Raw genomic sequence first — 11371 nt, forward strand, 5'->3', positions numbered from 1 at the left:
TAAAGAATCCCTCGACAAGTAATAGATCTGTTGCATAAATGATTGCTCATCTAATGCTGGTTGAGTGACAGAACTCAAATGTCCTCACCCCAACCCCTCTCCCTCTCTGGGAGAGTGGCTCTTAAGTTAAGACTTTTGCCTGAAGTCCCTTCGCCCTTTGTGGGAGAAGGGATTTAGGGATGAGGGGACAAAGATTTGTCACTCAACCAGCTTCTAATGTTATGCCCAACGGAGCGTAGCTAGCCCTCATATCTCGAAACCTAGCGCGACATTGAGATTCTTCGCGCTTCGCTCTTCAATGACAGGTAATATCAAATCCGGTTAGAATCCCTGAAATCCTTCGCTTCACTTCGTTACGCCCAGGATGATAAGTAATATTTTTGACGGCAACTTAATATGAGAGACACGAAAAACCCGACACACATTAAAGTTTCGTTGGGTTTCACTTTCGTTCAACGCAACCTACCAAGTTTATAGATCTGTTATGACAATTGCCAATTGCGAATTGTCAATTGCGAATTGGATTGACCTTCTACCGCTACGGTAGCAACATAATTAGTAGCAGGAGCGATCGCATGCAAATGCCATCGGGCAGCTGCTTGCACGTCGCCGTCGATAGCGAGCAAACGCATCGGTTCGTTGGGCGCGAGAGAAACTTCTACCCGATCTAAAGAACCTGCCAACCCGTCGCCAGTCGCTTTTAAATAAGCTTCCTTTGCCGTCCAACCGCGAAAGAATGCCATTAGCCTCTCTGACTCTGGCAAAGCGTCAATAATCGCCGATTCCCGCGCCGAAAAAAAGCGTTGGGCGATCGTTTGAGCGTCGGTTATCGGACGTATATATTCTAAATCTACGCCGATGGCGCGATCGCGCGCAAATCCATATAAAGCCAAATCTTGTGAGTGAGATAAATTAAACTGCATCCCATTAGCGCCGAAGCTTTGGGCTAATTTGGGTTTGCCGCGAGAACTATACTCAAACTCGATCCGATTGGGTGCGATCGCCAAATAATGCCCTAAAATCCTCCTCAGCGTGCCGCGAGCAACAATATAACGATGCCGATGTTGCTGGAAATAAAATCGCTCCGCCCTAGCTTTCTCGTCTGCCGAGAGGATGTGGGCAAGTTCTTCAATCTTGTCTGCGCTCAAGTCCAGATTTACCAACCAAAGATCGACCTTTTTTGTCATTGGATTTTGGATTGGGGATTAAGTAATACCAATTTTCAGGTTTTCGCGATCGACATTCTTCTCCCCTCTCCCTATTTGGGAGAGGGGTTGGGGGTGAGGGCGAATGAAAAATGGGATAAGTCATCATAATTAAAGATCAAATAATGTAGTGCGAGTATCTTGCTCGCGGGCGAGCGAGACGCTCACACTACGATCTATAAAATAATTATGTTTACCTACTTAGTTAGCGGTTAATCGTCGCCCCAGTCTTCCCTACTTCCGACTTCCGACTTCCGACTTCCGACTTCCATTGTCTCCCCCCGTGCCTCCGTCATTTGTCTGAACGCATGGGGGCGCGATCGAAAGCACGAGCCATAGCGTTCCAAGCTAATTTGGGTTGGAAGTGTTTGTCCAAGGGATGGGGGCGCAAGGGCAAACCGTCGGGGCGAGGGTGATATTCGGGCATCCAGCTATAGCGATCGCTCAATCCCCAAGTGATGATGGCAATAACGGCTGGCTCGTCGAGTACGACTGAGAGATAATCTTCATAGACTCCAGCAACGACGCGATCGCGCAACTTTACATCTGGGGGCAATCTGTGGTCTGCTACATCTAGTTCTGTAATCAAGATTTTCAAACCCAGACTGGCGACCTGACTTAGGAAATCGCGCAGTTTTTTGGGGTTAAAATCAGTCGCGTCTGCCCACAGATGAGCTTGAATCCCTAGGGCATGGACTGGCGTTCCTTTCGATTTTAAACGCTCTAATAGCTTCAAAATAGCAATTCTCCTCGCCTCATCTCTAGGATTGTCGTAGTCCATTCCAAAATCGTTATAGACCAAAAGCGCTTGCGGGTCAGTTTCGGCAGCGACGCGGAAGACTAGATCGAGATAATCTTCGCCTAGAAATTCCAGCCATGGCGTTTTGCGCAGACCGTCGGGTCGTCCGTCGTTGGGTTCGATCGCTTCGTTGAGTACGTCCCAGGAATGTATTTGTCCGGCGTAATGTCCGACTACCGTTTTAATGTGCTCGACTAAAAATCCCTCGGCATTTTGACGGTTAACTGTCTCTTCAAACCAGTCGGGCAAGGAAATATGCCAGACTAGGGTATGACCGCGAAAATGCATGCCACTAGCACGAGCAAATTTAGCGACCCAATCGCTTTTAGTAAAATCAAAACTATCGGGCGTGGGGCGGATGAAATACCATTTCAGCTCCCCCGATACGAGCATGCCACACTCTCGCGCAAAACTGGTTGCATAGTTTTTATCGGTTGACAGCGGCAAATAATCTCCTACCGCGCCGTAAATTAAGCCTTTAGCTGCCGCGCGATCGCGCAGCGGGGCATTTCCAACCGTTGTAAAGTCTCTCGACTCATATCGACTCGTATGAATCAGGTTCTTCACGTATGTAGAGGTAGATTTTCCCGCTACTGCGATGCTCGCTCCTGCCAAGGCACCAAGACCCAAGATAAAGTTTCGCCTCGTTGCCAATCGTCTAATAGACATTACACTCAAGAAGATAAATAGTTATGAAGGTACTCCAGCGCTTTCTGAAACTGCCCAAGATTATTGACTCCCATGCAGACAATCAGCAAACAGGATAGCACTAACGCGAGAGAACGAAACCTGGGAACCCATTAGTGACTGACATGCTCAAGGTTAGTGAAGTGGCAACTGCGTACCAGAGTATCGACAGCTTGCGGTATTGAACGATCGCGGCAAAGAGCAGCCCGATTAACATGGTTATGGAACTCATCGGATAGCACTCTGGCGCAACAAACCCAAATATTGCCGAGGCACTGGTTCCTGCTAGGATGCTAAAGATCGCGGCATCGAGTTGACGGCAACCGATTAACCTCAACAGGACGAACAGCATGCCAATCCAAAGAGAAGCCACGCCTGCCGTGACCAAGCTCCATGCCGTATACGAATCGACACCAGATGTAATTTTTAGAAAATAAACCAGAGCGGGAGCTAGGATTGGAAACCAAGGATGTCTGACTCGCCGATAAACATCGCTTTCGGGACTGGTCACTTGAGTGAAGACAAGCGCGCTATCTCCTGCAAACCAAATATTATCCCTCTGCTCGACCGATTGAGCCAGCAGAGAACCCTGATACGAGGCAAGTCCGGCGCATAAGATCAAAACAATTGCGATCGCGAGATCGCGCCGATCGAACTTAATGGGCTGGAAGTCAAAACTCGGCTGACTCCTTTGCATCGAAGTTTTGTCAGCAATTTTCATGATATAAATAATTACGTATACATAAAAACGTATACATTAAGAGCTATATTTTGACCAAAAAGCTAGAGTAGTTACTATAGAACAAATTGTCAAGTAAACGGCGAACAAAATACTATTTATTTTTTTTGTTAACTGTTTAAAGTTGCTCTACTATATTTTTGTTTTGTGTGCTGTTGAATTAGTAATTCGTCTGTGTCAACATATTGATTTAACCTCAATTTACCTAGAAAAATAGGTTGAGGTTTTCTCTAAAGCCATAACCTAGAATGAAATCCCTTGTCAAGGTTGCTGAAATCGGTTTCGTTATTGTTTCTCTGCTTCTTTTTACTGGAGGGATCCTTAAGGTCGTACAGTTAGCCGATGTGGATCAAAACGCTCTCTCGCCAGACGTTTCTAGTCCCATAGAGCAACTAATTTTCCTGGCAATCCAGGGAATATCGCTCTTATTAGTTCTTGGACGCTGGAAGCTGGTTGTAAATCAGTTACTCAAAACAGACAAATTAATTTTATTCCTATTAGTTAGCCTCCTATCGCTTATTCTCCTCTCCGCTCTTTGGTCTAGATTTCCAGTCGTTACTTTGCGTCGCTGTGTCGCCCTATGGGGAACGACTATTTTTGGCATCTACTTTGCTACTCGTTATAGCTTTAAAGAGCAATTAAAGATTTTATTATATACATTTGGCTTGGCAATCTTTCTCAGTTTTTTGTTCGCGATCGCCTTGCCAAGATTCGGAATGATGAGCGGACTGCATGAAGGCGCGTGGCGAGGGATTTATCTACATAAAAATGGGCTGGGTTCTATGATGACCTTAAGTTCCATGCTATTTTTAGTTTCTCTTAAAAGCGGCAAGTCTGGACGAATCGCTAAATGGCTGGGCTTGATTTTTTCCTTTCTTTTAATATTGCTTTCAAGCTCAAAAAGTGCGCTAGTAGCTTTTGTTTGTCTGTTCGTTATTTTACATATGTGCAGCGCTTTAAGATGGTATTACGACTTAATGATTCCTGGGTTAATCGGGGTAGTGGGAGTCGTTACCAGTATAGGAATAGGGTTGATAGATAATTTTGATAACTTACTAAGGGCAATGGGAAAAGATCCGACCTTAACTGGTCGCACGGATATGTGGCCTTTTATCTGGGAAAGCATTCTAGCACGCCCTTGGTTAGGCTATGGATACAGCGGTTTTTGGCAAGGATTTGATAGCGACGCAGCCTACGTCTGGTACGCTCTTGGTTGGGAACCTACCCATCCTCACAATGGACTGCTGGAATTGTTGCTAATTTTCGGCGTTATAGGAACGTCAATCTATATACTTTTGTTTCTTGCTAGCTTTGTACGCTCTCTGTTCTGGATTCGCATTACTCGCGATGCTAGATATTTTTGGCTTTTAATATTTCTGAGCTATACAATCTTAACTAACCTAGCCGAGACAAGAGTTTTAGAATATAACAGCATTAACTGGATTTTGTATATTGCAACTATATTAGTGCAACCAGATAGTTCTGATATAGCGTTCAAAAAACATAGCGGGTAAGCGTTGACAGATCGACCTGTAAAGTTTACTGGAGGGCGCGCTTTCCTCTCCCGTTAAGCCTACGGCGGTAACGGGAGTTCCCAGCCAGTAATTTAAGATGGGAAAATAAGGAAAAGTCCTTAAAAAAATGGATTTACTCGAATATCAAGCCAAAGAATTATTTCATCAGATCGGCATTCCTATTTTGCCATCGCAAACCATCGCCGACCCCAGCGAACTAAAACGGCTGCAAATTCGCTATCCAGTCGTTCTCAAATCCCAGGTTCGAGCGGGAGGCAGAGGAAGGGCAGGTGGGATTCGCTTCGTAGAAAATACGATCGACGCGATCGCGGCAGCGCGAACCATTTTTAATTTGCCTATTATGGGAGAATACCCCGAATTCATCCTGGCAGAAGCTCGCTACGATGCCCAACAGGAATTTTTTCTGGCCGTGTTGCTCGACTATCAGCTAAAACGCCCCGTGTTACTCGGTTCGACCAGGGGAGGAATCGATCTCGACACCTTACTGGAGCACATGCAAAAAGTCGTTATCGACGAAGACTTTTCCCCCTTCTACGCGCGGCGGTTGGCGATTAAAATGGGACTCCGAGGCGCGTTAATCCAGTCTGTCAGCGCGATTATCGAGAAGATTTACCATCTCTTTAGCGAAAAAGATTTGGATCTGGTGGAGATAAATCCGCTAGGGGTCAGTGCTGACGGGGAACTTATGGCTCTCGATGGCAAAATTACCGTCAATGATAGTGCCATCAAACGCCATTTAGATATCGAGAGGCTGACTGTCTCGAAAAAACAGCCTTCTCAAAAGCCTTCTAGCGAATTGGAAGCGCCTTCATCTGCAATTGAGATCCCAGAACCTCGATGGCTAGATCGGATCGATGAAAAGGGAAATATCGGGATTCTCTCCAATAGCTTGGGGCTAGCCATGGCAACTTGGGATTTAATCGTTCAAGATAAAGGCAAACCCGCTTGCTGCCTAATCGTGGGCGAGGCAACCAACGGGAAATGGCTGCCCGATGGGACTTTAACTCAACAATTAGGGGAGGCAATAGAGCTGGCGTTAGAGGTAAAGGGACTCAAAGTAGTGTTAGTAAATCTGTTAGGCAGTGTCGAAGCCATAGAAATGTTAGGACAAGCGCTCGCCGATTATCTACAACCGCACATCGGACAAACCGCAGAGCGGACGAGCGAAGAGAGAGCGCCAAGAGCAACCAGCGCAGTGTCTCCAAGACGATTGCGGAACCTTCAGTCGCGTTCGGGCAAGTCACAAGCGAACGAACCTCCTCAATTTGTCATCCGCCTTGGCGCAGGAGAGAGCGAATCGGTTAAAGAACGCCTAACCACTATGCCCGTCTTCTTGACAGATGACTTAGATGACGCGATCGCGCAGACGCTCTCCATAGCCAAATCGAAATAAACTAGAAATTATGCAGTGGATGCCAGACAGTAAAGTTCTTATACAGGGAATTGCCACTCCCTTAGGGTCGCATTATGCAGCCCGAATGAAAGCCTATGGAACGAACGTTGTGGCTGGGGTTAGCGTTGGTCGAGGAGGGCAGCAGGCGAATGAGATCCCTATTTTCGATTTGGTCGAGGAAGCTATTGATGAAGTTGGAGAAATCGAGATAAGTCTTATTTTTGTTGATGCCTACGAGGTTTTAGATGCCGCTTTAGAAGCGATCGCAGCTCGAATCGAACGAATTATTATTGTGACTTGCGGCGTTCCCCCCCTAGACATGGTTTCTCTACTCTCAAAAGCACGGGCAACTAACACCTTCATTCTTGGTTCGGGCAGTCACGGACTGATTATTCCCGACAAACTCTGGTTGGGCATTTGCGAACCCCACTTTTATACGCCCGGTAATATAGGATTGATTAGTAGAATCGACAGCCTCAGCGACGAAGTTGCCTTCTGCCTTACCCAAGCCGGACTCGGACAGTCTATTGCCGTTAGTCTGGGAACGGATGGGATTATTGGCGCGAATTTCGAGCAATGGCTGCAAATTTTGGAAGAAGACGACAGTACCGAAGCGATCGTTCTCCTGGGACAACCGGACGGCAGTACCGAAATTGCGGCGGCTAACTACATTGCTTCTGCCATTAAAAAACCTGTCATTGCCTACATTGCCGGACTTCAGGCTCCAGTAGAAAGAAGCTTTGGCGATGCAACGACAATTGTTGCTACTCAGCTCTCTCAAGCTTCTCGAGCAACTAGCGCCGAGAAACAAACCATTGCCGCTCTCAAACAAGCGAAAGTTAATATCGCTAAACGCCCTTCTGAAATTCCAAAACTGGTGCAAACAATCCTTAAGTAAAATCAAAAGCCTGCAAGCAAATGGCAACTTCGCGGTTAAAACGACTGGGAATATACTTGCGTCCCCACTGGCGCTTGATGTTATTGGGCATCTTGGCTTTATTAATTGTCAATGCCCTGGGAGTCTACATTCCCCTACTCATTCGAGATAGCATTGACGACTTGCGCAAGGCGTTTGGCTTCGAGCCGATTTGGCGTTTTGTCTGGCAGATTCTGATTCTCGCCTCGGTAATGTGGTTCATTCGCATGGTATCTCGCATTACGATCTTTGGCGTGGGTCGCCAAGTAGAATTTGAACTCAAGCAAGGCATTTTTCAACATCTCCTCTCTCTCGAACCCACTTATTTTTCTGTCAATACATCGGGAGATTTGATGAATCGAGCCACTAGCGATGTCGATAGCATTCGTCGCTTAGTGGGGTTTGCCATTTTGAGCTTAATCAACACTATCTTTGCCTATGGCTTAAGACTGCCAGCTATGCTCGCCATCGACGTTCCTTTAACGTTAGAGGCAATCGCGGTTTATCCGTTCATGCTGCTGGCAGTACAGCTGTTCAGCAGGCAGTTGCAGGAACAACAGCGAGACGTTCAAGAAAGACTCTCTGACCTCAGCGAGTTAATCCAAGAAGATACTAGCGGGATGGCATTGATTAAAATCTATGCCCAAGAGGAAAACGAACGCCGTGCTTTTCGCCAAAAAAATCAGCAATTATTGACGGCAAATCTCAAGCTTGCCCAAACTCGCAACGTCCTTTTTCCTCTAGTAGAAGCCCTGTCTTACGTCAGTTTTTTAATTTTGCTCGCCTTTGGAACCAAAGAAATTGCTCGCGGGGTTATTACTGTTGGCGATTTTGTGGCTCTCCTGATTTTAGTCGAACAGTTAGTCTTTCCCACAGCACTGTTGGGCTTTACTATTACTGCCTATCAGCGAGGGGAAGTTAGCATCGATCGCATAGAAGCCATTTTTCAAGTACAGCCAAAGATTCGAGATACGTCCGAGAGTATTTCTTTGCCGCTAGAACGAGTTCGAGGCGCGATCGCGGCGCGTCAACTCAGCTATACTTATCCGGGAGCGAGCCTGCCTGCCTTAACGAATCTCAATCTTACCATCCAAGCCGGCGAAACGATCGCGATCGTCGGACCGATTGGCTGCGGCAAATCCACTCTGGCAAATGCTATCCCCCGCTTGCTCGATATCTCGCCTGGACAGTTATTCTTAGATGACTGGGATATTACTCAGATTAAATTATCGGACTTGCGACGGGCCATCTCTTACGTTCCCCAAGATAGTTTTCTCTTCAGCACCACCATCAAAGATAACATCCGCTACGGCGATCCGCTCAAGGAGCTATCCGATGTCGAACGAGTCGCCAAAATCGCACAAATTCACAATGAAATTCTTAATTTTCCGCAAAAATACGAAACTATCGTCGGAGAGCGCGGAATTACTCTCTCAGGCGGCCAGCGCCAACGCACTGCACTAGCTAGGGCATTATTAATCGATGCGCCCGTATTAATTTTGGACGATGCCCTCTCTAGCGTGGACAATCAGACAGCCACTCAGATTTTACAAAACCTGTCTTCGACTCAAGAAAAAACCATCATTTTTATCTCCCATCAGCTATCAGCAGCGGCACAAGCTGACAGAATCGTTGTCATGGATAAAGGAGAAATCGTTCAAATCGGAACTCATGCCGAATTGTTAGCAGAATCGGGACTATATCTGTCTCTGTGGCAGCAGCATCAATTGGAAGAAATCTTAGAATAATACCAATTTTCATGTTTTCGCGATCGACTATCTCTGTCATTAATGAATGAAAAATGATATAAGCCCACGGAAGTTCGACCAATTTAAACCCAAAGTCTTCTCATCTTTCCTATCTGATAAATAAAGAGAAGTGAAGTCGAAACTTCGCTTCTCTTGCTTAGATACCCCCAAGGGAATTCGAATCCCTGTCGCCTCCGTGAAAGGGAGGTGTCCTAGGCCACTAGACGATGGGGGCTTGTTATTTACACCTTTTTAACTTTAGCGAATCTTTAATAGCTTGTCAACGATCGACAAATAACGTTGCAAAAATTTTTATAGCGGTTAATAAATGCCTCGTCGCCATTGCGATAAGCGTTGTTGGGCTTGTGGATCGAGGCAATTGAATAAAAAACGACCCTGGGTTTGCTTTTTGGGTCTATGTTTGGCTCTAATCCGACAAGATACTAGCTCTACTTCACTAGCTAAACGTTGCGCTGACATCCATTCCGCGCCATAGCCAATTGCTGTCAAGCGTTGTGCCCGGTCTGATGTGGCAACGATTAACCTAGAAATTGAGGATGAATCCTGATGCTTAAAAGAGGCACAAACTTTTTCTATATAGGTATCTGCTGTTTGTGCAAAAGCAGTGTAGTAAACAGACAGAGAAGGCGTGTAGTCTTCTTGGGAACCCGGCGTTTTTTGATAGTGGGAATCGAAAACGATTTTCGTCAACCATCCCTCATGAGCCGTGTAATTAACGAGCGCTTCTACTAATTCTCGACGTGCTGCTTCCAAACCATCCCGATCGCGAGTTCTTTTGAGATAAGACCAAGCGCCGATGATATTATATCCATCAACAAGTAATAGGGCACCAGAAGTAGCAGCCATTTTTATAAATAAAAGCCTTCTTCATTAACGTTACTAATAATGACATTTACTAATTTTAACAAAAATTTAGGATTCTCGCTCCTTGGATTGCAAAAGTATTTGTTTGAGGTGTACGGCTCCTCCGCTAGCGACCACTTTCCCATCCTCTAGCAGAAAAGCGCCGTCGCAATAATCTAACTCATCCAAGCGATGAGTTACCCATAAAGCCGTCAATCCTCTATTTTTAACGAGGCGCTGTACCTGCGCTACCAATTCTAATTGAGTGTCCGCATCCAGCAGAGCAGTTGGCTCGTCAAGCAGAAGCACCGCGCAATGACGAGCAATTTCGCCTGCAATAGCAATTCGCTGTTTTTGACCGCCGCTGAGGGCATAAATTGGTCGCCGTTCCAAATCGAGCAAATTAACCGCTGCCAGCGCTTCTTTGACTCTGGAGCGAACCTCAATCGACGAAAGCTTCTCTTTCACCAACCCAAAGGCTACATCCGCCCCTACGGTAGGCATGACTAACTGATGATCGGGATTTTGAAAAACAAACCCTATGGGTTGAACGATCTCAATTTCTCCGCTTTGAGGGGTTAATATCCCTGCTAGAAGCCTCAACAGCGTAGATTTGCCGCTTCCATTCGTTCCCAACAACATCCAAAATTCTCCTTTTGGAACCTCTAGAGAACAGGATTGCAGTACGGGAGCGCTTGGATGCCAGCCAAAATTTAAATCTCTAACTCGAATGGCAGGTTGATTATTGGTCATTAGAACTCAGAAGGCAAGGGAGATGGGAAGTGTGGGGGATTGGGGAGTGGGAGAGTTGGAGACAAGAAAGACCAACTACTAACCACTAACAAATGACCAATCCAAAATCCAACATCCAAAATCAAAAATCGAATCACTGGTCGCTGACTTTATCCTTCCGCCAGAGAAAAGAAGCCAGGAACTCGCCCGGTAGCGGCTGCACTATCTTTCTGAGAAACAATAACTGCACAGATTTGGTCGCTCATGACGGCGACTTTCTTCTCTGGTTGTTTTTCACAGGTCAACTCGATAAGCTGGGGCGCACTAGAGCGCATTGCTGCGGTTATTTTCTGATAGATTGCTTCTGCATCGGCAGCTTCTTTGCGCTGCACGGAAACGGGGATCGGCGTATACTTCAAGGTTAAGTCGATAGTGTACATAGAAGCTCCTAGGATCGATTGCTCTATTTGATTATCTGGCAGAACTCATCTCATTTTCCTGTCAGATCGGGGATAAATTTTAGATTTTGTTAAGATTCGATCTGGAAAACTTGGAATGTTTCCTTTAATATAGTGTAAGTTAAGAAAAGTAAATTTTTCTCACATTTCGTCCAACCTTTTGCATATTCATAAAGGTAGATTGGGTCGAAATGGGGAAACGATAAATCCCGTACTTATATTGATTAGGAGATTTGCGCCATGACCATAGCAATGGGACGCGCGCAAGCACAGAGAGGATGGTTTGACGTCCTCG

The 11371-nt window shown here is 46.0% G+C and carries 10 protein-coding genes and 1 tRNA gene; 4 read left to right on the forward strand and 7 right to left on the reverse strand.

Annotated elements, in window-relative coordinates; all coding sequences use genetic code 11:
* Positions 1 to 482: 482 nt before the first annotated feature.
* The 3 genes from NIES593_RS08610 to NIES593_RS08620 form a co-directional block, all read right to left on the reverse strand.
* On the reverse strand, positions 483 to 1187 hold the full coding sequence (locus tag NIES593_RS08610; RefSeq protein ID WP_073599184.1) for a 4'-phosphopantetheinyl transferase family protein: 705 nt from the start codon (positions 1185 to 1187) through the stop codon (positions 483 to 485).
* Between the two features lie 310 nt (positions 1188 to 1497).
* Entirely contained in the window at positions 1498 to 2673 is a 1176-nt protein-coding gene (locus NIES593_RS08615) for an endo-1,4-beta-xylanase (RefSeq protein WP_073599185.1), read from the reverse strand.
* Between the two features lie 100 nt (positions 2674 to 2773).
* On the reverse strand, positions 2774 to 3412 hold the full coding sequence (locus NIES593_RS08620; protein WP_073599186.1) for a hypothetical protein: 639 nt from the start codon (positions 3410 to 3412) through the stop codon (positions 2774 to 2776).
* A 266-nt stretch (positions 3413 to 3678) separates the two neighbouring features.
* On the opposite strand from NIES593_RS08620, the gene NIES593_RS08625 reads away from it, so the two are divergent.
* The 4 genes from NIES593_RS08625 (at position 3679) to NIES593_RS08640 (ending at position 9022) form a co-directional block, all read left to right on the forward strand.
* The gene (locus NIES593_RS08625; RefSeq protein ID WP_073599187.1) at positions 3679 to 4944 is read left to right on the forward strand and encodes an O-antigen ligase family protein; all 1266 of its coding nucleotides are present in this window, start codon (positions 3679 to 3681) and stop codon (positions 4942 to 4944) included.
* Between the two features lie 127 nt (positions 4945 to 5071).
* Entirely contained in the window at positions 5072 to 6358 is a 1287-nt protein-coding gene (locus tag NIES593_RS08630; RefSeq protein ID WP_073599188.1) for an ATP-grasp domain-containing protein, read from the forward strand.
* A gap of 10 nt (positions 6359 to 6368) precedes the next feature.
* Positions 6369 to 7256, forward strand: coding sequence for a succinate--CoA ligase subunit alpha (locus tag NIES593_RS08635; protein WP_073599189.1), 888 nt, complete (start codon positions 6369 to 6371; stop codon positions 7254 to 7256).
* 20 nt (positions 7257 to 7276) lie between these two features.
* Positions 7277 to 9022 carry an ABC transporter ATP-binding protein gene (locus NIES593_RS08640; RefSeq protein WP_073599190.1) on the forward strand — a complete coding sequence of 582 codons (1746 nt, stop codon included), beginning with the start codon at positions 7277 to 7279 and terminating at the stop codon, positions 9020 to 9022.
* A gap of 162 nt (positions 9023 to 9184) precedes the next feature.
* On the opposite strand, the gene NIES593_RS08645 is transcribed toward NIES593_RS08640, so the two are convergent.
* The 4 genes from NIES593_RS08645 to NIES593_RS08660 form a co-directional block, all read right to left on the reverse strand.
* Positions 9185 to 9257: transfer RNA gene (locus tag NIES593_RS08645), tRNA-Glu, on the reverse strand.
* A gap of 86 nt (positions 9258 to 9343) precedes the next feature.
* Positions 9344 to 9889: an NYN domain-containing protein gene (locus tag NIES593_RS08650; RefSeq protein WP_073599191.1), complete on the reverse strand. Its 546-nt coding sequence runs from the start codon at positions 9887 to 9889 to the stop codon at positions 9344 to 9346.
* Between the two features lie 66 nt (positions 9890 to 9955).
* Entirely contained in the window at positions 9956 to 10639 is a 684-nt protein-coding gene (locus NIES593_RS08655; RefSeq protein ID WP_073599192.1) for an energy-coupling factor ABC transporter ATP-binding protein, read from the reverse strand.
* 149 nt (positions 10640 to 10788) lie between these two features.
* Entirely contained in the window at positions 10789 to 11058 is a 270-nt protein-coding gene (locus NIES593_RS08660) for a UPF0367 protein family (protein WP_015142341.1), read from the reverse strand.
* Positions 11059 to 11371: the final 313 nt, after the last annotated feature.

Source organism: Hydrococcus rivularis NIES-593 (assembly GCF_001904635.1).
Classification (GTDB): domain Bacteria; phylum Cyanobacteriota; class Cyanobacteriia; order Cyanobacteriales; family Microcystaceae; genus Hydrococcus; species Hydrococcus rivularis.